This is a genomic window from Sulfurimonas lacustris (assembly GCF_059705355.1).
Window position 1 is genome coordinate 1,252,639 of the sequence record NZ_AP046125.1, and the last position, 18,847, is coordinate 1,271,485.

The window sequence follows — 18,847 nt, forward strand, 5'->3', positions numbered from 1 at the left end:
ATAAAGTCACAGTTACGACACTAAATTATTCATCAAAGAAGAATGATAGTGCTTTACAAAAAAGGTAAAACAATGCTTGAGTATGTAGAAAATAGAATTTGGTTTTTGGGGCATATATTTAATGAAGAGTGTAGTGACTATAGCGTTCCTGAAATATTTCTACCCATGCAATTCAACAACTACTCTGATGGTGGGGAAAAACTGGCATTTACTTTTTCAGACCCTGTAAAAGATGAAATTTTAAAAAAATTAAATAATATCTACGCTGAATTTGATTTACAATGTACCCAAATAATCTTTGATTTTTTAAAAAATGGTTGCGTTAATATTAAGACAAAATATTTAATCGGTAAAAATTCAAAATTTCTTAGTGATTATGATAATATTGGTGGTAGTTTTTTTCAAAAAAACTCAGATATTCTTTTTGAAAAATTAGAACTTTTACGAGAAGAAGAGGTTCGCAAAAATCATATTATTTTGAATGAAAATATGACTTGGGGCATTCCAAACATCTTGCTCAATCAATCAAAAAACAATTATAATAAATTGCAACTATATTCTGTTTTATATATACAGAATATAATATTTGAAAATGAATTAGATTTAGACAATGATGAGTTAAAAAATGTAATGCAAGAAAAAAACAAACTTATAGTCAACTCTGATTGTGATGTTTTTTGTGGCTGGGGAATCAGACTATGGAAAATGAAAAAAAATATAAAATTTGATGACAATATACTTGACTCAGAGATTGTATATTTGTCAAAAAAAGTCATTACAATAGCTGAGTTAAATTTTTTCACAGTTCTATCTCAAAAACTATTGTATGACAATAAATTAAGAGATGATTTATCGGTAGATTCTCTTGAGTTTCTAATATCTTCTTATAGAACTTTATATCAAGTTAATGATTTAATTTCTCAAGATTTTGATGAGTTCACAAATCTGTATAACGCTTTTAATTTTAAAAATGATAATTTTTCAGAATATATTGATTCAAAATCAAGTAGTGAAACAACACTTTTACAATTAGCTAAAAATTTTGAGACCAAAAAAATTGAACAATCAAATCAGCTTGTTCAATTCATATTAACGATAATAGGTATTTTAACTGTTTATTCCGTTATTACTGATGTAACATCATTTCTACCAATAGATGATCAAGAAAATATTAAATATACAAGAATTATCTTTTTGGCACTTGTGACTACATTTTTATTAAGTTTAATCTATTTTATAATGCCGTCTTTTTTCAAAAAAAAGAAATAAAATCGCCAATATTAAAAACATTTTTTTTCATTTGTAGCGAAAACTTTTTGACTTTTTTAAGTGGTTAAAAGTAAAAATTTCTGCAATAAAACATAAAATAGTTAAGTATAGTATAAGGCTACTATATCTATAATTCCAACCGCTTTTAAAGCATTTATTGGGGTATCGCCAAGCGGTAAGGCAACTGGTTTTGGTCCAGTCACCCGGGGGTTCGAATCCCTCTACCCCATCCACACACATTTTCATTTTCATAGATAAAAAAACATCAATCTACAAATCTATAAATCCAAAAGCAACATTTGCGATAAGGTATTCTCTATGCTTTATGTGAAATAATTTTTTAACAAGCGGTTTAATAAATGTTGATTAAGTAAAAAGTGTTTCTCTTTTTAGAATTTACGTTGAAAAAACTTGTGATTATGGTTGCGGAAACAGGATTTGAACCTATGACCTTCGGGTTATGAGCCCGACGAGCTACCGAACTGCTCTATTCCGCGATATGCCTATAAATAGGGGATGGTGGATGGGGTAGAGGGATTCGAACCCCCGGGTGACTGGACCAAAACCAGTTGCCTTACCGCTTGGCGATACCCCAACAATAAAAAGTGAAAGACTTGGTTGCGGAAACAGGATTTGAACCTATGACCTTCGGGTTATGAGCCCGACGAGCTACCGAACTGCTCTATTCCGCGGTCAAAAACAAACGTTTAAACTGTTTGTGGAGTGGAATTATAGGCAAATACACTCTTATTGTCAAGGAAAAAAGCTGTGAAATAGAAAATTAATCAACAATTTACTATAATTTGCACATTCAACTATAAAGAAGAGTTATGACACCTATACAAAGAGTTTTAGAAGCTATTGATGAGATAAAAAAAGGGCGTATGGTCATCATGGTGGATGATGAGGATAGAGAAAATGAGGGTGATTTGGTTTATGCCTCTGCATTTTCAACTCCTGAACATGTCAATTTTATGGCGACACACGCAAGAGGGCTTATCTGCGTTGCCATTAGCAAGACGATTGCAACACGTCTTGCATTGAACCCGATGGTAAGTTCCAACACCTCTACGCATGAGACGGCTTTTACGGTTTCAGTTGACGCAAAAAGTGCAACAACTGGGATATCTGCAAAAGAGAGGGACGATACCATTAAGATTTTGGCAAATCCTATCAGTCATGCGGATGAGCTTGTCAAACCGGGGCATATCTTTCCTCTCATCGCTAAAGATGGAGGCGTGCTTGTAAGAACGGGACATACTGAGGGTTCTGTGGATCTTTGCCGTTTGGCAGGTCTTAGCGAATCATCGGTTATCTGTGAAATCATCAAAGAAGACGGCACAATGGCACGCCGTGATGATTTGGATATTTTTGGTGAAAAACACAATCTCAAAACAGTTTTTATCTCTGATTTGGTTGAGTACCGCCTTGCAAATGAGAGACTTGTTAGTGAAAAAGGCGTTGAAGAGATGGAATTTTTTGGTACAAAAGTAAAAAAATATACTTTTAAAGATCACGACAACATAGAACATACCGCTGTTGTTTTTCATAATGTCGGTTCAGTTGCAAATGTAAGAGTTCATAATGTTATCTCTGATATAGAGTTGTTATTTAACCAAAAAAAGTACAACAATCTTATCGCTTCCATAGAGTATCTCAAACTTAACGGCGGGGTGCTTATCTTTATCAACAAACCTGCACACAATGACAATGCGGCAATGAAAGAGTTTGGTATCGGTGCACAGATACTTAAATCTTTTGGTGTTTCAAAGATGAGTCTCCTATCTTCCCTAAGCCATAACGACTTTGTCGGCTTAAGCGGATTTGGGCTGGAGATCAACGAAATCATCTCTATCTAAGAACTTCCATTTTTGAAATTTATAGCTCTTTTACTCTTGACGTTTTGGCTCTTAGATGCTAAAACGCTCTTGCGTACGCAAGTTATCATGGCTACATTGGTAACTATTACAGCCGATAAAGAGGATGAAAATCTTATAGCAGATGGTTTTAACATCATGAAGAGCGTTGAGATGTCACTCTCATCTTACGACCCAAAAGCAAATGTTTTTTTACTCAACAAAAATCTACATGCAAAAGTTGACAACTACCTCTATGAAGCACTTTTCTTAAGTAAAGAGTACTACGAGAAAACGGATGGCTATTTTGACATCACGGTAGGTTCTATCACAAAAGACCTCTATCGATTTGGAGAGGATGAACGAGTAGCTACGCTAGATGAACTTGATGGCGCAAAAGTCGGCTTTAAAGCTCTTGGGTTTGATGCAGATAAGGCTTTTTTGCAAAAAGGGTTCAAGGTTGATTTGGGCGGTATGGGAAAAGGATACGGTGTTGACAAAGTGGCAGAACACTTTAGAAAAAACGGCGTATCTTCGGCGGTGATTGCAGCAAGCGGAGATATACGTTGTCTTGGACTATGTAGAGTGGAGGTACAAAATCCCTTTAATGACGAGAAAGTTTTGCTCTCCTTCGAGACACAAAAACCTGACCTTGGTATAACAACAAGCGGAAACTACAACAGATATGTCACATCCGCAAAAAACAATCACCTCATAGACCCAAAAACAAAAAGAGCACAATCCTCGTTTATCTCCATCACGCTTGTTGGAGAGTTAAAAAGCAGTGATTTGGATGCTTATGCAACTGCTGCTTCCGTTATGCCGCCGCACAAGGCTTACGCATTTTTAGAGAGTTTGGGGGTAGGGTATATAATCGTGCAAAGCGATAAAAAAATGGTCATTAGCCCAAACAGAGAGAAGTATATGAAAATAGACTTTCTATCTGATACTTTTAAAAAGTACCCACAAGATGAGAAGAATGAGCCCCAAAAAGAGAAAAAATGAGAGAAGTTTTACATAGGCGAAAAAACTCCATCCATTGATGATTAAAAAAGGGGTAAGCATCTCAAGCAGTGCAACGCCAAAAGTTGCGTAGATAAGCACAAACAAGCTCTTTTTGTGTCTTAGAGGTGTAAAAACCAAAAAGTGCAAAAGCACCATCGCAAAGAGTCCAAAAACAAAGATGTGCGGCAGGATGATTTTTAAAATGCCGCCACCGCTTAGAGCTGGAACAAACTTCTCTTCATTGCCCACATAATAATCCAAAACAGCCTCAAAACTAAAACCTATTTTATGTTCAAAAAGCATAATCGCACTGACGATAAGAAGAAGCGAAAACGCCAGATAGTGGAGAATAGAGAGTTTATACGCTTCTTGCATGAAGTTTCCAAAAAGAGTAAAAAATCATATACAGAGCCGTAAAATGCCACAAAAAGTAGGTCACTATATAGATGTGGATAAAAAAGTTTGAGAGGTAAAATGCCAAAGGCAAAGCGACAAGTGAGACAAGAGCACTAAGCATCACTACATTTGTTATGATGATTCTGCTTCTGTTTGCAACCCTGATAAAAATGGAGCTAAGCGTGAGCAAAAGCATCATGACGATGAAGATTTGCGTATGCCAAAACTCCAAAAAAGAGGCTTCATTGATGGGGTCAATATAGAGTGTCTCATCGCCAAAAAGTGTCGTTTTGAGTGCTTGTGGCGTTATGCCAAAACTTGTATGCATCACAAAAATATCAGAGAGAAGATAAAGAGAGATAAAAAGAAGAAAACTTCTTAGGATAAGACTCATGGCGCTATCTTTTTGAAGGCTCTTTATAACTGTAAATTTCACTATTTGCCTCTTAATATTTCATCATAAAAAGCAAGAGCAATCCTTGAACCATCAACAAAACTTTTTGCGCTCAATGTTGCTCCCGTAATGTTAGCAATGTTTTTAGCAAGCGTGAGAGACGTATCTGCTTTAACATTTTCAAACTGCGCCATCCATGTTTTTGAAGGAATATACTCAAGAGGCTCGTTAAATGCGATAACTTCAATGGCTTTAAGTGTTGCATCTTTTGAGATAAGATAGAGAACAACACCATTTTTAGAACGAATTTTTCTGTTGAGAAGGATGCCATAACCGATAGTTTTGCCATCTTGCGTAGCTTTAAAGAGTTGAATATTTTTTGCTTCAACTTTTACCGATGAACTCTCTTGGATTTTTTGTACCAAAGAGGGAGTAAGCGCGACAACTTCTTCGCTTATTTTACTTTTATTACCGTAATTTTTGAGCATAGCATCTGTTGGAGAGAGAAGCATTTGTGCACTTGCAGGTAGGGCTAAGAAGAGAAAGAGATATACTAAAAATTTCTTCAAAAATTTTCCTCATTTTTGAGAGGATTGTATAAAATTAAATTATTTTTGTCAATGGAGTGCGTCAATACCGCTTTTTAGAAATTTGTTTTTGGAGAAGTTGGCTATAATAAAAAAAATAAAGCAGAAGTGAAATATGAGAGAAATTTTTAGCAGAATTGAAGAAAATTCGGTAGTTGTTATTGAGGCAGAAGTTGATTTGGAGTGCGACAGAAAGTCGTATCCTTGGCTACTGAGTATTTTCATCAAAGCTATCGGCTCTAATGATGAGTTTGATGCACTAGAGACATTTTTGGAGACAAAGGAGTCTCTGATTTTGGCGCTAGAACATGATGGAAGTGCCCTTTATGTCGGCTCAAGAGAACAAGACGGGTGGAGAGAACTTTACTTTTATGTTAAAAGTGCGAAAAATCTTGAGGCAGTGGTTACAAAAATGCTCTCACAAGGTGGCTGTAAGTTTGAAAACAGTGTTGTCAAAGATGCAAAATGGGATTTTTACCACAAAAATCTCTCTCCAACCGAACTGGAATTTCATAATATTGAGAGTGATAAAATCATAGCCATGCTTGAAGAAGAGGGTGATGTGCTTGAGACACCAAGAGAGGTGGAACACTACATCTCTTTTGATACCGCAACGCAAAAAGAGAGATTTTTGCAAAATGTTTTAGAGAGTGGTTTTGCTTTCAAAGATGATATCAGCAGCGAAGAGTTTGAGTATGGCGTAGCGGTTGTAAAAAACCATCCAGTCACAAAAGAGGCTGTTGCAGCAGTTGTGCAAGAACTCTATGGGCTTCTTAAAAAAGAGCACGGCTACTATGAGGGGTGGAGTACAGTTTTGGTGGATGCACAGAGTTAAATGAAACAAATGTTCGCCATTGCCGGAGTTTTTAACTACCTCTTGGTAGTTTTTTTAAACGCATTTACTGATTTGGGTCATAAAATCATCATCCAAAATACCGTATTTAAGGTGTATGACGGAACAACCCAAATCATGCTTACGGCAGTTGTAAATGCTTTGATGCTTCTTCCTTTTATCTTGGCATTTTCTCCATCGGGCTATCTAAGTGACAGATTTGCAAAAAATATCGTGATGAAGCATGCCGCTCTTTTGGCTGTTTTTATCACTCTTGCTATCACTTTTTGCTACTATCAAGGCTGGTTTTTTACCGCTTTTGCCCTTACATTTTTGCTTGCGCTTCAAAGTGCTCTTTATAGTCCCGCAAAATATGGATATATAAAAGAGTTAGTCGGTACACAATATCTAAGTAGTGGAAATGCGGCACTTCAGGCAGTTACGACAAGTGCGATTTTACTTGGCATCATCGTATATACCATACTTTTTGAGACACTTTTGGGCGATGTTTTTGCTACTAAAGAGGATATATTAAAAACTATTGCACCGCTTGGGTGGCTCTTGGTTTTGGGTTCGGTTATAGAGTATCTGCTTGCTCTAAAACTGCCAAATATGAGCGCAAAGACAACTCGCAAAAAATTTGATTTTTCAAAATATATAAAGGGTTTTTATCTCAAAAAAAACTTGCTGCTGCTTAGAAGAAAAAAAGAGGTTTTTGACTCAGTTATAGCACTTAGCCTTTTTTGGTCGGTTTCTCAAGTCGTTTTGGCGATTTTTGGCGAATATGCAAAGAGTGAGCTTGAAATCACAAATACGATTGTCGTTCAGGGAATTATGACCTTTTCGGTTGTAGGCATAGTTGTCGGCTCGATGTTATCGTCCGCTTTTTCAAAGTACTACATCAACAGCGGTCTTGCAACACTTAGCGCACTTGGCATCGCACTTTTGCTTTTTATGATTCCTTTTACGGTAAACATACTTCTTTTGGGTGTAGAATTTGTTCTCTTTGGACTCTTTAGCGGTATGCTTTTGGTTCCGCTAAATGCAAAGATTCAGCACCTCTCTCCCGATATCCATCTTGGAACGGTTTTGGCGGGAAATAACTTTGTCCAAACGCTCTTTATGTTCTCCTTTTTGATGCTTACAACGCTCTTTGCCTACTTTGGCATGCATGCGAAAGTTCTCTTTTTTGTGATGGGCGGTGTAGCGATTTTGTTGCTTGCTTTGCTTTTGAAGAGATACCTTATTTTGGCTCTTTGGACGCTTTTTGAAGTAGTTTTAAAGATGCGTTACAGATTTACTTATGTAGGTCTTGAACATATCCCACAAAACACGCCCATCCTTTTGGCGGGCAACCATGTGAGTTGGATTGACTGGTTTGTGTTACAGCTTCCGCTTGAGGGGAGAGTTGTTTTTTTGATAGATAAAGATATCTACAGCAACAGATTTCTAAACCCTCTTTTTAAACTCGGCGGTTTGATTCCTATCTCGCCTAGAGCCTCAAAAGATTCTTTTTTTGAAACCTCAATGAAATTAAAAGATGGTAAAATAGTCGCCATATTTCCTGAGGGTGAAATATCTAGGGGTTCTGGCGTCTCAAGGTTTTACAGAGGGTACGAGTTTATCGATAGAAGCGGTGCGGTTATCGTGCCGTTTTATATCGATGGAATTTTTGGAAGTGTTTTTGCAAGACACAAAGGCGATGCAAAAAGATGCTTTTTGAAAAAAAGAGAGATTACACTTACCTTTGGAGAACCCATTAGGGAACATATAAGCGCGGATGAACTTAGAGACAGAGTTATAAATTTGAAAAGGATATAAATTTGAAAACAACATTAATCATAGGTGCAGGCGGAGTTAGTCGTGTAGTCGTACATAAATGTGTACAAAATGCGGATGTTTTTGGGAAAATCGTACTGGCAAGTAGAACACTAAAGAGATGTCAAGATATAAAAGACGAGTTGCCAAATGCAGATATAGAAGTAGCAAGCGTGGACGCAGACAGTACGGATGAAGTTATAAAACTTATAAACTCATGTAATCCTAGCATCGTTATCAATGTCGCACTTCCGTATCAGGATTTGGCGATTATGGATGCTTGTATTGCTACAAAAACGCCATACCTTGATACTGCAAACTATGAACATCCCGATGAAGCTAAGTTTGAATATAAACTTCAATGGGCAAGAGATGAGAAGTTTAAAGAAGCGGGAATTATGGGACTTCTTGGAAGCGGTTTTGACCCTGGGGCGACGAATGTATTTTGTGCTTATGCTCAAAAACACTACTTTGATGAGATTCACACCATAGATATACTTGACTGTAACGCTGGTGACCACGGTTACGCTTTTGCAACAAACTTTAACCCTGAAATCAACCTCAGAGAAGTTAGCGCAAACGGCAGATATTGGGAAAATGGTGAGTGGATAGAGACAAAACCTTTAGAAATCATGCAGGTTTGGAACTATCCTGAAGTTGGTCCAAAAGATAGTTATCTGCTCTATCATGAAGAGATGGAATCTTTGGTGCAAAACATTAAAGGTTTAAAGCGCATTAGATTTTTTATGACATTTGGACAGAGCTACATCAAACATATGGAAGTATTGCAAAATGTCGGTATGCTCGGTATAGAGCCTGTTGAGCATAAAGGTATGATGATAACTCCGATAGAATTCCTAAAAACACTTCTGCCTGACCCTGCATCATTAGGTGCTAGAACAAAAGGCAAGACAAATATCGGTATCGTTGCTGAGGGTTTAAAAGACGGCAAAAAGAGAAAGATATATATTTATCAGGTAAAAGACCATGAAGAGTGCTACCGTGAGACAAACTCTCAAGGCGTATCTTACACAACGGGAGTTCCTGCAATGATAGGCGCAAAACTTATGTTAAAAGGCATCTGGAGCGGTGTTGGTGTCTTTAATATGGAACAGATGGATCCTGATGCGTTTATGGAAGAGATGAACACACAAGGGCTTCCTTGGCAGATTATAGAGATGGATGTATAAAAATCTATGCAGAGTTTAGAAAAAATCGCTACACCATATTACATGTGCGAGGAGTCTCTTCTTCGTGCAAACCTTGAAATTTTAAATCGTGTGCAAAAAGAGAGCGGAGCAAAAGTCATCCTCGCTCTTAAGGGTTTTGCGATGTGGAGTACATTTCCTTTGGTAAAACAGTATCTCAAAGGGTGTACTTCAAGCGGACTTCATGAGGCACTTTTGGCACGAGAAGAGTTTGCAAAAGATGATAAAAATCTTGAAGTTCACACCTACTCGCCTGCTTACAAAGATGAAGATATCGACGAGATAGCACGCATATCCGACCATATAGTTTTCAACTCTCCAAATCAGCTTTTTAAGTACTGTGAGCGGGTAAAAAAGATAAATCCTGCCGTGAGTTTGTCGCTAAGAATCAACCCTGAACAGTCCTCTTCACCAAAAGATATCTACAACCCTTGCGGGCTTTACAGCCGTCTGGGAACAACTCTTGCAAATTTTGACGAGAGAGTTTTAGAACACATCGACGGGCTTAACTTTCACGCACTTTGCGAGCAGGATGTCGATGCGCTTGAAGAGGTTTTAGAGGCGTTTGAAGCAAAATTTTCAAAATACTTTAAAGGCATGAAGTACATAAACTTCGGCGGCGGTCACCATATAACCAAAAAAGGTTACCATGTTGAGAAGCTTATCGCTATCATCAAAAATTTTAGAGCCAAATACGGCGTTGAAGTTTACTTAGAACCGGGAGAAGCGGTAGGCTGGCAGACGGGCGAACTTGTAAGCAGTGTACTAGACATTGTTCACAACGGTATGGATATCGCCATCTTAGACACCTCTGCCGAAGCCCATATGCCTGATACTCTTGCGATGCCATATCGTGCCATGGTGCGTGGAAGCGGCGAAGCGGGAGAGAAAAAACATACTTACAGATTTGGCGGAAACACCTGTCTAGCGGGTGACATAATGGGAGACTACTCTTTTGATGAGCCGCTAAAAGTCGGCGATAAAGTGATTTTTGAAGACCAAATCCACTATACATTTGTGAAAAATACTACATTTAACGGCATCAAACTCCCATCGCTTGTGATAAAAAGAGAAGACGGAACTATTGAGCTTATAAAAGAGTTTGGGTACCAAGATTATAGAAATAGACTATCCTAAACCCTATTTAGTAGGGTTTTAGGCCTTGATGTCTAAAAGTGTTCCAAACATCTCATCTTGCGTTTTTATGGCTGTGACATTGAGAGCGGTGACGTCTTCTACTACCATCTGCGTAACCATCTCTTTTGAGAGATCTGTTTGGCTTATTTGAGAGCCTGAGTTATCCATTTGTGCATTTTGCGCTCTTATGGAGTTTTCGCCGCCTACAACCCTTGTTTGTGTCGGTACAAAACCGTCACTGTTTGCATTTGCAACATTGTTTGCATTTGCAACATTGTTTGCGCTTGTGTTTAGCATCGTCTGATGTGCTTGCAGTGAGGCGATATTGTTTGAAATGTTCATAGTGTCTCCCTTAAAGCATAAAACTCTTCATGTGAAAGTGTTTTTTCTGTCTTGTCTTCCAAATCTTTTACCCAAATCGTACCATCTTGAAGCTCATCTTCACCGATAACACAACAAAATCTTGCATTTACTTTGTCAGCTGCTTTGAGGTGGTTTTTGAGGTTTTTTGGTTTGTAGTCAAGCACTACTTTATCGCTACCTCTTTTTTGGTGTGCCATTTGCATCACCAAATGAACCGCACTCTCATCCATAGCGCCCATGTAGTACCCATCTCTTGAGTTTTGTGGCATGATGATGAGCTCCATAAGCCTCTCGATTCCCATTGCAAAACCAACGGCTGGAGTAGGGCGACCATCCAAAAACTCTACAAGTCTGTCATAGCGTCCACCGCCTGCGATGGCACTTTGGCTTCCTATGTCGTCACTTACAAACTCAAAAGCAGTTTTAGAGTAGTAGTCAAGCCCACGGACTAGGTGTGTATCTATCTCATAAGCAATGCCGCTTTGCGTAAGAAGCGTTTGAAGCTTTGCAAGCTCACTGTCGCACTCCGTGCATAAATTGTTTATCAGCTTTGGTGCATTTGCATAGATGCTCTGACACTTCTGCTCTTTACAGTCAAGCACACGGATGGGGTTTGTACCGACTCTGCGTGTACAATCCTCACAAATATGCTCTTTATGAACTGTTACAAAATCAATCAGTTTTTGGCGGTAAGGCGGCATACACTCTTTGCATCCAAGAGAGTTGAGTTTAAGTCTGTAGCTAATCCCAAGTTCGCCCAAAATGTCGCTTATCATCATAATCATGCTTACATCTTCATGAACACTCTCAACCCCAAAACTCTCAACGCCAAACTGATGAAATTGTCTAAGTCTGCCTTTTTGCGGTCGCTCATAGCGAAACATAGGACCATGGTAAAAAAAGCGGTGGATGCCACCCGCACGGTCAAGTTTTTTTTGGATAAAAGCACGAACAACGCCTGCCGTTCCCTCAGGACGCAAACAGACATCGTTCTCGCCCTTGTCGATAAACTGATACATCTCTTTGCCCACGATATCGCTTGATTCGCCGACAGAGCGTTTAAAAAGTGCCGTCTCTTCCAAAATGGGAGTCTCTATAAAGTGAAAACCATATCTGTGCGCTACTTTTGTTGCAACAGACAAAAAGTATGTAAACCTCTCATAATCTTCACTTAAAATATCGTTCATGCCTCGAAGGGAGCTAATCATCTGTTTTCCTACTCTATTTTTTATCTTTTTTATGTTGAAAGGATACCATTTTTCCCTTTTATTTCGTTATAATTGACACCCCAATACAAAGTATAACCAATGCTCTTTTAGTTGGTTGTATTTTGTTTAAACAGAAAAAGGCGCACAAATGCAGCATCATGAGAGTCTCAAAGAACACTATAAATTTACAAAAGAGGAGGCTCTTCTTCTGCAAACACTCCAGCCTAGAATGAGCGAACTAGCAGAGGATTTTATCAACGAATTTTATGACTATATATGGGGATTTGGCTCAACTGCAAAGTTTCTCAAAAACCAACAAATTATCGAATATCATCGCAGTAAGATAAAAGCATGGTTTGTCAATCTTTTTTGCGGTAAATATGACCTGCCTTACTTTACATATCTCTACAAAATAGGTGAGATACATGTGCGCATCGGGCTTCCGACACATTATGTAAACTCCGCCTTTACGTTTGTAAGAACATTTATCATTAAAAATATTCAAGAAAATGAGCTGGATGAAGTAAAACGTGCCCAGCTGATAGTAGCCACGGAGAAGATTATAGATATGAATCTTGACACGCTGACAAGTTCCTACAGAGAAGAGGAGCTTAGCAAATTTCTCTCTTTGTCTCGTTTTGAAAAAACTATCCTTAGCGGTCTAAAAAAGTTTAACTCCTACATCAACTTTTTTCTGGCAGGATCTTTGGCGCTTGTAGCATTTTTTGCCATCGGGCTTTTTGTATATGATATCTATCTGCTCTTTTTCTCAGATATCGGTATAGAGAAGGGAATTTTGACTGTTCTGGGAAGTTTGCTCGTACTTTGGGCGGCGATAGAGCTTATCCATGAAGAGATAAATCATCTCCAAGGAAAAGGCTTTGCGATAGGTGCTTTTATCATGCTTGCCATGGCAGCACTCATCAGAAAAGTGCTGATTTATTCGCTCTCGTCGGAAAAAGGGAATGATTTGCTTGTTATCGGTGCAGTGATTGTTGCTTTGGCATTTGCCTACTGGCTTGTCAATGCAAAAAACAAAACTGCCTAATACCAATAAAGCGGGTAGTGCCGTTTGGCGTTGCTTGAGAGGTTGTTTACAACAAGTGCGATAATAAGCATGATAAACGCCCCAAGTGCGATGGGAGTGAATGGATAGAGCCACTCAAGTGAGCGTATCTGCTCGCTTCCTATGACATAAATAAGTGCAGTTGCTCCACCAGGAGGATGCATGGTTAAGGTAAGGTGCATCACAAAAACAGAGAGAGCGACACTCAAAGCACACAAAAGTGCCAAATCCAAAATCCCGTCAAACATTTTCACCAAAAAAACAGATACCAAAGCAGAGAGGACATGACCGCCTAAGAGGTTTCTAGGCTGTGAAAAGGGTACTTCAGGCGCACCATAGACTAAAACGGCGGAAGCCCCAAAAGAGCCAAGGAGAAAGAAGCTATCGTGAGCTGAAAATGAGTTGCTGAAGATGGACATAGCATAAATACCCACAAATGCGCCAAAAACAGACCAAAGTATCTTGCTTATAGGCTTTCGTGTAGGTCTGATACTCTTAGAGCGCATTCTGGCAAAATAGTTTCTAAGACGCATAAATCCCTCTCAAATATAACGATAACGAATAATAGAGAGTTTTTTGCCAAGAGGTGTTGATATATATCAAATCTGATTGATATTGTTTAGTATTTTATTTGTTATTGTGTCTATATCTTTTGTTGCGTCTATAATTATAAGCTCTATATTTAGGAGTTCTGAAGCCTTTATTAGCGCCTCTTGAATCCCTAAAAGGTACTCTTCTCCTCTGAGTTCTATGCCGTCAAGCTTCTTTTGCGAGAGCCTAAAGGTGAGTTCCTCTTTGGTAAGAGAGAGTAGAAAAACTTTTTGCGGATAAATCCCGCCTGTTGCAAATCTGTTGAGATGGAGTATGGCAGTTTCGCTGATTTCGCCCTGCGTCAGAGCGTAAGCAACGCCGCTAACAACGCTTCTGTCAGAGATAATCATCTTCTCAAGGTTTGGCTCAACTACCTCTTTCATGTGTTCTGCACGGTCTGCCAAAAAGAGCAAAAATTCTGCTTTTTTGCTTTTGGTTTTAGCACTAAGCACTATCTCTCGTATCTCTTTTCCTGCCTCTGTTCCCCCCGGTTCTTTTGTGATGATAGCCTCCGGAAAATGCTTACGCAAACGCTCTATCTGCGTGCTTTTGCCTGCTGTGTCGATGCCTTCTATTGCAATGTACATGATTTCATAGCTCCAATGATTTTTTGCACCTCTTTTGGGACGAGGTGTTCTGTTTTAGCGTTAAATTTGAGAAGATTTCTCACGATGGAAGAGCTTATAAAGGCGTGTTGCAGTTTTGGCATAAGGTAAACCGTCTCGATTGTGTCGTCAAGCGAGTTGTTTAAGTAGCCAAGTTGGAGTTCATACTCAAAGTCACTTACCGCACGAAGCCCTCTGATAAGCACTTTTGCGTTATAGGTTCGTGCCAACTCTACCGTGAGATTGTCAAATCCTACAACGGTAACATTTTGAAGATTTTTGACGGACTCTTTAGCCATCTCTATACGCTCATCTAGCGTAAACATGGGCTTTTTGTCGGTAGAGATTGCCACTGCAACGATAACTTCATCAAAGAGATTTAATGCGCGCTCGATAATGTCAAAATGCCCGTTTGTGATAGGGTCAAATGTTCCCGGATAGAGTGCTATTTTTTTCATGATTCCCATCTTTTGTAGAGGCTATTTTCGATGCCAAGGAGGTCAAACCACTTCCCGATAACAAAGTTCTCCATCTCATCGAGTGTCTGTTGCTGCGAGTAGTACGCCATAACAGGAGGAGCGATGATAACCCCAAGCGTTGCGAGTTTGTGCATATTTTCAAGCGCAATAGCAGAAAAAGGCATCTCACGGGGTGCTAGGATGAGCTTTTTATGCTCTTTTATCATCACGCTCGCGCATCTGGTGACTAGGTTGTCCGCTATACCGCATGCTATCTTTGCGAGAGTGTTCATGCTACACGGTGCGATTATCATGGCATCCACACCAAAAGAGCCCGAAGAGATACTTGCTGCAATGTTGTCATGCTCATGGAGAGTTACACCAGTCTCCTTGTCTAAAACAACCTCCGCACTTTTGGTTAAGATAAAATGCTTCTCTATCTCTTTTGGCATAAGCTCTAAAATCTTAAGACCCAAATTTGCACCGCTTGCACCGCTTGATGCAACTACTATCTTTTTGGTTTTCACTCTATCTCCGCTATATCAGAGCCTATAACTCTTGCTTTTAAAATTTTTCCACTGCTATTTTGAACATCAATTATATCATTTACTTTGCCGTCTTGAAGCGCTTTTGCACTAAAAGTTATCATTATGCCATCTTCAAAAAAGTTGACACTAACCATAGAATCTCTCTTCACAACATCCAAAATTTCCACATCACGGACAGTTAAAATCATATCTTTTGGTATGTGTCTCTTAGCTTGAAGCGATTTTTGTTCTATGTTTTGAAGCGGCTGATCTCTAAAATCTTCTAAAGCGACGCTCCTTTTGAGACAGTTTGCTAGTGTGAGTTTCGTATCTTTTTTGATACTATCCTTGCTTTTATAGACCACCACATCGGCATCAACAGTGTAGTCAAAAAAGAACTTTTTATTTTCTGCTGTTTTGATACTTAAAATGCCCTCGTTAGACAAATAATCACGACTTTTTATCTCGACACTATAGTCCATCGGCAAAGAGGCAAGATAGCCGCGCGGTGCTACAAAAACAGATTTGATGGTGATGTCTTCATAGCTTTTTTGGTAATACTCTTTGAGTTTTGATTCAAGCAAAGAAGTATCCACTGGGCTTTTGAGGATAAAATTGACGTAATTACTTTCTGCAACATAGTTTTTATACCCATGCTTTGCGAGCAGTTTTATAAAATCTTTTGATTTGATTTTTTGCGAATACCTGCTTTGCTCAATCGTAGTAATCAAAAAATCATTGTTTACACCAGCAACGATAGAAGAGAACCACACCTCCTTATCTTGGACATAGTACGTACTTTGAAGAGGTACTTTGGCATAAAGAGTTATTGTGAAAACAAAGAAAAGAAGAATTTTTAATACCATTAAATAAATACTTTCAGTAGTTATATTTTTTTAAAGTATAGCAAAGATTGAAAACAATGCAAAAGTAGAGTAAAATTGCACAAAATATTACAACTAAAAATCAGGAAAAAAATGCAACAGATAAAACTTACAGAGTACAGCCACGGTGCGGGGTGCGGGTGCAAAATCTCGCCGATGCTTCTTGATGAGATACTCAAATGCAGTAGCGAACAGCCTATTTTTCCACAGCTTCTTGTGGGAAATGAGTTTAAAGATGATGCGGCGGCGTATGATTTGGGGGATGGTTCATCTGTTCTCTCAACAACGGACTTTTTTATGCCTATCGTGGATGATGCTTTTACTTTTGGGCGCATCGCAGCTACCAATGCGCTAAGCGATATCTATGCGATGGGCGGCAAGCCTTTGATGGCGATTGCGATTTTTGGATGGCCAATTGACAAACTCTCTTCAGATGTTGCAAAAGAGGTTATCGAGGGCGGGCGTGCCGCATGCAGGGATGCGCAGATTCCTCTTGCCGGCGGACACTCCATAGATTCGCCTGAGCCGATTTTTGGGCTTGCAGTTACGGGCATAGTTCAAAATAAAAACCTTATGCAAAATAGCGGAGCGGTGGAGGATTGTTACATATTTTTGACAAAACCTATCGGCATAGGCATACTTACCACGGCGCAAAAGCAAAAAAAGATAGAAGAGGGCGACATTGCCGTAGCGATTGAGGCGATGACGACGCTCAACAAAATCGGTGCATCTTTGGCACACTTAGAGAGTGTCGTTACCATGACCGATGTTACGGGATTTGGTCTTTTGGGGCATTTGAGCGAAGTGTGTGAAGCAAGTGGCATAAGTGCAAATGTCTGGTTTGAGAAAGTTCCGCTTCTTAAAAATGTAGAGAAGTACAGAGAGCTAGGGTGCATAGCAGGTGGGACACGCAAAAATTTTATGAGTTACGGACATAAAATCTCCCCTATGACGCAACAGCAGCGAGAGATACTTTGCGATGCGCAAACATCGGGCGGTCTGCTTGTTTTTGTGAAAAAAAGCGGAGTAGATGCTTTTTATGAAGTGGTGCGTGAGGCAGGTTTGACACTTGAGCCAATCGGCGAGACGGTTGCGAAAAAAGAGCATTTGGTTGAGGTTTTTTAGTGGCTGAATTTTATGATGATTTTAAGTCTATCGTTTTAAACAAAACGCCACTTTTGGATGTTCGAGCACCTGTGGAGTTTCAAAGCGGAGCATTTATAAATGCTTACAATCTTCCCATTATGGATGATGAAGAACGCCGTCTTGTCGGGATTTGCTACAAAAATGAGGGCAATGCAAAAGCCATAGAGTTGGGACATAAACTTGTTAGCGGCGATGTAAAAGAGCAGCGTGTGAGGGCATGGTGTGATTTTATAGATGCAAATCCCGATGCACTGCTTTACTGCTTCCGTGGCGGGCAACGCTCCAAAATATCGCAACAGTGGATAAGAGAGAGCGGCAGAGAGATAAGCCGCTTAAAAGGCGGATATAAAGCTTTTAGAAACTATCTTTTGCGGGAGCTTGAAGAGGTTTCGTCCCATTTTAGCCCGATTGTTTTAGGTGGAAGAACCGGTTCTGGCAAAACGATAGTGCTTCAAAAAATGTCTAATGCCGTTGACCTTGAAGCTCTTGCTAACCATAGAGGCTCTTCATTTGGGCAAAAAGTAACCTCACAGCCATCACAGATAAATTTTGACAACAACCTTGCGTACGAGCTGATCGCAAAACGAGAAGAGGGGCATAAAACGCTTGTTTTTGAGGATGAGGGCAAACATGTGGGTTCTGTTTTTATGCCAGAGAGTCTTGTGGCATCTATGGCGAACGCACAGCTTGTTATCTTAGAGAGACCGCTAGAGGAGCGCATCGCCATAACGCTTGATGAGTATGTCATTGAAGCGCAAAAAGCCTACAGGGATGCAGGATTTGAAGAGGGTTGGGCGCAAAATATCCAAAACTCCATAAAACGCATCCAAAGACGCCTCGGCAATCAGCGTTATGAGTATGTAAATGCTCTCTTTGAAGAGGCTTTTAAGAAGCAAAAAGAGGACGGTTCGTTAGAGGCGCATGAAGGGTGGATAGAGTATCTCTTAAGAGAGTATTACGACCCGATGTACGACTACCAGATACAAAAGAGAGAAGAGAGAGTTGTCTTTCGAGGCAATGAAAAAGAGGTTTTAGAGTACATCACAAGGGCTTAAGCGCAACACTTTTTATACTTTTTACCGCTGCCGCATGGGCATGGGTCGTTGCGCTCTATTTTGGAGTTGAAGATTTTTCCATCTTTGTATAACCACATACCCTCTTCAAAAACAAAATTGCTCCTCTCGTGCTGCACTTTTATGCCCTCGCTATCTTTGTAGTAGGCTTTAAACTCCACTATTTTCTCCTTTGCCGCAACGACCTCAAGCCCAAGCCACTCTACGCTTCTTGCATACTCCTCTATAAGTGAGATATCCTCCTCAAAGCGGTTTTCTTTGACAGAAGTTGCCACAATGTAAGCACCGTTACCCGCCACATAAGCACTATATCTGCTACGCATAAGCTCCTCAGGCGTTTCAGGCAACGCTTTACCCTCCAAAAAAGGCTCGCAACACTCGCTAAAAGGTCTTTTACTACCACAATAACACTCCATAAAATCTC

The 18,847-nt window shown here is 39.5% G+C and carries 21 protein-coding genes and 4 tRNA genes; 11 read left to right on the forward strand and 14 right to left on the reverse strand.

All coding sequences use genetic code 11. From position 1 onward, the window contains the following. The first annotated feature begins 72 nt into the window (after positions 1–72). Complete coding sequence (locus tag AC6H4V_RS06595) at positions 73–1,269, forward strand: hypothetical protein (protein WP_497606215.1); 1,197 nt, start codon at positions 73–75, stop codon at positions 1,267–1,269. A 158-nt stretch (positions 1,270–1,427) separates the two neighbouring features. Next, a tRNA-Gln gene (locus AC6H4V_RS06600) sits at positions 1,428–1,502 on the forward strand. Between the two features lie 187 nt (positions 1,503–1,689). Here AC6H4V_RS06600 and AC6H4V_RS06605 read toward each other — a convergent pair. The 3 genes from AC6H4V_RS06605 to AC6H4V_RS06615 all read right to left on the reverse strand — a co-directional run bounded on the left by AC6H4V_RS06605 (position 1,690) and on the right by AC6H4V_RS06615 (position 1,961). Next, positions 1,690–1,766 (reverse strand) — tRNA-Met (locus AC6H4V_RS06605). 23 nt (positions 1,767–1,789) lie between these two features. Beyond that, positions 1,790–1,864, reverse strand: a tRNA-Gln gene (locus AC6H4V_RS06610). 20 nt (positions 1,865–1,884) lie between these two features. Continuing rightward, a tRNA-Met gene (locus AC6H4V_RS06615) sits at positions 1,885–1,961 on the reverse strand. A 138-nt stretch (positions 1,962–2,099) separates the two neighbouring features. On the opposite strand from AC6H4V_RS06615, the gene AC6H4V_RS06620 reads away from it, so the two are divergent. Together AC6H4V_RS06620 and AC6H4V_RS06625 are read left to right on the forward strand one after the other, a co-directional pair. Beyond that, a complete protein-coding gene (locus AC6H4V_RS06620; protein WP_497606216.1) occupies positions 2,100–3,128 on the forward strand; it encodes a bifunctional 3,4-dihydroxy-2-butanone 4-phosphate synthase/GTP cyclohydrolase II in 1,029 nt (342 codons plus the stop codon). Positions 3,129–3,140: 12 nt separating this feature from the next. After that, positions 3,141–4,130 (forward strand): FAD:protein FMN transferase, encoded by a 990-nt coding sequence (locus AC6H4V_RS06625; RefSeq protein WP_497606217.1) that lies wholly within the window; start codon positions 3,141–3,143, stop codon positions 4,128–4,130. Here the strand turns inward: AC6H4V_RS06625 and AC6H4V_RS06630 are convergent. From AC6H4V_RS06630 to AC6H4V_RS06640, 3 genes are read right to left on the reverse strand one after another with little or no spacing between them, the layout of a single operon-like run. Beyond that, positions 4,065–4,505 carry an Aq_1264-related membrane protein gene (locus AC6H4V_RS06630; protein ID WP_497606218.1) on the reverse strand — a complete coding sequence of 147 codons (441 nt, stop codon included), beginning with the start codon at positions 4,503–4,505 and terminating at the stop codon, positions 4,065–4,067. The two genes, AC6H4V_RS06625 and AC6H4V_RS06630, sit on opposite strands and share 66 nt — an antisense overlap. Beyond that, positions 4,489–4,962, reverse strand: a complete 474-nt coding sequence (locus tag AC6H4V_RS06635; RefSeq protein WP_428729355.1) for an Aq_1264-related membrane protein — start codon at positions 4,960–4,962, stop codon at positions 4,489–4,491. The genes AC6H4V_RS06630 and AC6H4V_RS06635 overlap by 17 nt, the downstream gene beginning before the upstream one ends. After that, complete coding sequence (locus AC6H4V_RS06640) at positions 4,962–5,489, reverse strand: FMN-binding protein (RefSeq protein ID WP_497606219.1); 528 nt, start codon at positions 5,487–5,489, stop codon at positions 4,962–4,964. Before AC6H4V_RS06640 ends, AC6H4V_RS06635 begins: the two co-directional genes overlap by 1 nt. Before the next feature lie 133 nt (positions 5,490–5,622). Between AC6H4V_RS06640 and AC6H4V_RS06645 the strand changes: the two genes are divergently transcribed. Genes AC6H4V_RS06645 through nspC form a run of 4 tightly spaced genes read left to right on the forward strand, consistent with a single transcriptional unit; the run spans position 5,623 to position 10,502 of the window. Beyond that, positions 5,623–6,342, forward strand: coding sequence for a DUF695 domain-containing protein (locus AC6H4V_RS06645; RefSeq protein ID WP_497606220.1), 720 nt, complete (start codon positions 5,623–5,625; stop codon positions 6,340–6,342). After that, positions 6,343–8,160, forward strand: a complete 1,818-nt coding sequence (locus AC6H4V_RS06650) for an MFS transporter (protein WP_497606221.1) — start codon at positions 6,343–6,345, stop codon at positions 8,158–8,160. Positions 8,161–8,162: 2 nt separating this feature from the next. Beyond that, complete coding sequence (locus AC6H4V_RS06655; protein WP_497606222.1) at positions 8,163–9,347, forward strand: saccharopine dehydrogenase family protein; 1,185 nt, start codon at positions 8,163–8,165, stop codon at positions 9,345–9,347. Between the two features lie 6 nt (positions 9,348–9,353). Next, complete coding sequence (nspC, locus tag AC6H4V_RS06660; RefSeq protein ID WP_497606223.1) at positions 9,354–10,502, forward strand: carboxynorspermidine decarboxylase; 1,149 nt, start codon at positions 9,354–9,356, stop codon at positions 10,500–10,502. A gap of 18 nt (positions 10,503–10,520) precedes the next feature. Here nspC and AC6H4V_RS06665 read toward each other — a convergent pair whose 3' ends face one another. Both AC6H4V_RS06665 and hisS read right to left on the reverse strand, forming a co-directional pair. Then, complete coding sequence (locus AC6H4V_RS06665) at positions 10,521–10,844, reverse strand: hypothetical protein (protein WP_497606224.1); 324 nt, start codon at positions 10,842–10,844, stop codon at positions 10,521–10,523. Then, positions 10,841–12,073: a histidine--tRNA ligase gene (gene hisS, locus AC6H4V_RS06670; RefSeq protein ID WP_497606225.1), complete on the reverse strand. Its 1,233-nt coding sequence runs from the start codon at positions 12,071–12,073 to the stop codon at positions 10,841–10,843. The genes AC6H4V_RS06665 and hisS overlap by 4 nt, the downstream gene beginning before the upstream one ends. Positions 12,074–12,221: 148 nt before the next feature. Between hisS and AC6H4V_RS06675 the strand changes: the two genes are divergently transcribed. Next, on the forward strand, positions 12,222–13,121 hold the full coding sequence (locus AC6H4V_RS06675; RefSeq protein WP_497606226.1) for a protoglobin domain-containing protein: 900 nt from the start codon (positions 12,222–12,224) through the stop codon (positions 13,119–13,121). Here AC6H4V_RS06675 and AC6H4V_RS06680 read toward each other — a convergent pair. The 5 genes from AC6H4V_RS06680 to flgA all read right to left on the reverse strand — a co-directional run bounded on the left by AC6H4V_RS06680 (position 13,118) and on the right by flgA (position 16,186). Next, on the reverse strand, positions 13,118–13,672 hold the full coding sequence (locus AC6H4V_RS06680; protein WP_428729347.1) for an HPP family protein: 555 nt from the start codon (positions 13,670–13,672) through the stop codon (positions 13,118–13,120). The two genes, AC6H4V_RS06675 and AC6H4V_RS06680, sit on opposite strands and share 4 nt — an antisense overlap. 66 nt (positions 13,673–13,738) lie before the next feature. After that, entirely contained in the window at positions 13,739–14,317 is a 579-nt protein-coding gene (gene tmk / locus AC6H4V_RS06685; protein ID WP_428729346.1) for a dTMP kinase, read from the reverse strand. Then, complete coding sequence (gene coaD / locus AC6H4V_RS06690; RefSeq protein WP_428729345.1) at positions 14,302–14,793, reverse strand: pantetheine-phosphate adenylyltransferase; 492 nt, start codon at positions 14,791–14,793, stop codon at positions 14,302–14,304. Before coaD ends, tmk begins: the two co-directional genes overlap by 16 nt. Then, positions 14,790–15,320: a UbiX family flavin prenyltransferase gene (locus AC6H4V_RS06695; RefSeq protein WP_497606227.1), complete on the reverse strand. Its 531-nt coding sequence runs from the start codon at positions 15,318–15,320 to the stop codon at positions 14,790–14,792. Before AC6H4V_RS06695 ends, coaD begins: the two co-directional genes overlap by 4 nt. Beyond that, positions 15,317–16,186 carry a flagellar basal body P-ring formation chaperone FlgA gene (gene flgA, locus AC6H4V_RS06700; protein ID WP_497606228.1) on the reverse strand — a complete coding sequence of 290 codons (870 nt, stop codon included), beginning with the start codon at positions 16,184–16,186 and terminating at the stop codon, positions 15,317–15,319. Before flgA ends, AC6H4V_RS06695 begins: the two co-directional genes overlap by 4 nt. Positions 16,187–16,297: 111 nt before the next feature. On the opposite strand from flgA, the gene selD reads away from it, so the two are divergent. Continuing rightward, positions 16,298–17,329, forward strand: a complete 1,032-nt coding sequence (selD, locus tag AC6H4V_RS06705) for a selenide, water dikinase SelD (RefSeq protein WP_497606229.1) — start codon at positions 16,298–16,300, stop codon at positions 17,327–17,329. Next, positions 17,329–18,405, forward strand: a complete 1,077-nt coding sequence (gene mnmH, locus AC6H4V_RS06710; protein ID WP_497606230.1) for a tRNA 2-selenouridine(34) synthase MnmH — start codon at positions 17,329–17,331, stop codon at positions 18,403–18,405. Before selD ends, mnmH begins: the two co-directional genes overlap by 1 nt. Here mnmH and AC6H4V_RS06715 read toward each other — a convergent pair. Then, positions 18,402–18,839 (reverse strand): YchJ family protein, encoded by a 438-nt coding sequence (locus AC6H4V_RS06715; protein ID WP_497606231.1) that lies wholly within the window; start codon positions 18,837–18,839, stop codon positions 18,402–18,404. The two genes, mnmH and AC6H4V_RS06715, sit on opposite strands and share 4 nt — an antisense overlap. Positions 18,840–18,847 lie beyond the last annotated feature (8 nt).

Bases quoted from the DNA above. Each gene is read 5' to 3' on its own strand.
- AC6H4V_RS06620 (WP_497606216.1), top strand. From the start codon at position 2,100: ATGACACCTATACAAAGAGTTTTAGAAGCTATTGATGAGATAAAAAAA.
- hisS (WP_497606225.1), bottom strand. From the start codon at position 12,073: ATGATTAGCTCCCTTCGAGGCATGAACGATATTTTAAGTGAAGATTAT.
- flgA (WP_497606228.1), bottom strand. From the start codon at position 16,186: ATGGTATTAAAAATTCTTCTTTTCTTTGTTTTCACAATAACTCTTTAT.
- nspC (WP_497606223.1), top strand. From the start codon at position 9,354: ATGCAGAGTTTAGAAAAAATCGCTACACCATATTACATGTGCGAGGAG.
- tmk (WP_428729346.1), bottom strand. From the start codon at position 14,317: ATGTACATTGCAATAGAAGGCATCGACACAGCAGGCAAAAGCACGCAG.
- coaD (WP_428729345.1), bottom strand. From the start codon at position 14,793: ATGAAAAAAATAGCACTCTATCCGGGAACATTTGACCCTATCACAAAC.
- AC6H4V_RS06665 (WP_497606224.1), bottom strand. From the start codon at position 10,844: ATGAACATTTCAAACAATATCGCCTCACTGCAAGCACATCAGACGATG.
- AC6H4V_RS06595 (WP_497606215.1), top strand. From the start codon at position 73: ATGCTTGAGTATGTAGAAAATAGAATTTGGTTTTTGGGGCATATATTT.
- AC6H4V_RS06630 (WP_497606218.1), bottom strand. From the start codon at position 4,505: ATGCAAGAAGCGTATAAACTCTCTATTCTCCACTATCTGGCGTTTTCG.
- AC6H4V_RS06675 (WP_497606226.1), top strand. From the start codon at position 12,222: ATGCAGCATCATGAGAGTCTCAAAGAACACTATAAATTTACAAAAGAG.
- AC6H4V_RS06715 (WP_497606231.1), bottom strand. From the start codon at position 18,839: ATGGAGTGTTATTGTGGTAGTAAAAGACCTTTTAGCGAGTGTTGCGAG.
- AC6H4V_RS06645 (WP_497606220.1), top strand. From the start codon at position 5,623: ATGAGAGAAATTTTTAGCAGAATTGAAGAAAATTCGGTAGTTGTTATT.
- AC6H4V_RS06680 (WP_428729347.1), bottom strand. From the start codon at position 13,672: ATGCGTCTTAGAAACTATTTTGCCAGAATGCGCTCTAAGAGTATCAGA.
- AC6H4V_RS06650 (WP_497606221.1), top strand. From the start codon at position 6,343: ATGAAACAAATGTTCGCCATTGCCGGAGTTTTTAACTACCTCTTGGTA.
- selD (WP_497606229.1), top strand. From the start codon at position 16,298: ATGCAACAGATAAAACTTACAGAGTACAGCCACGGTGCGGGGTGCGGG.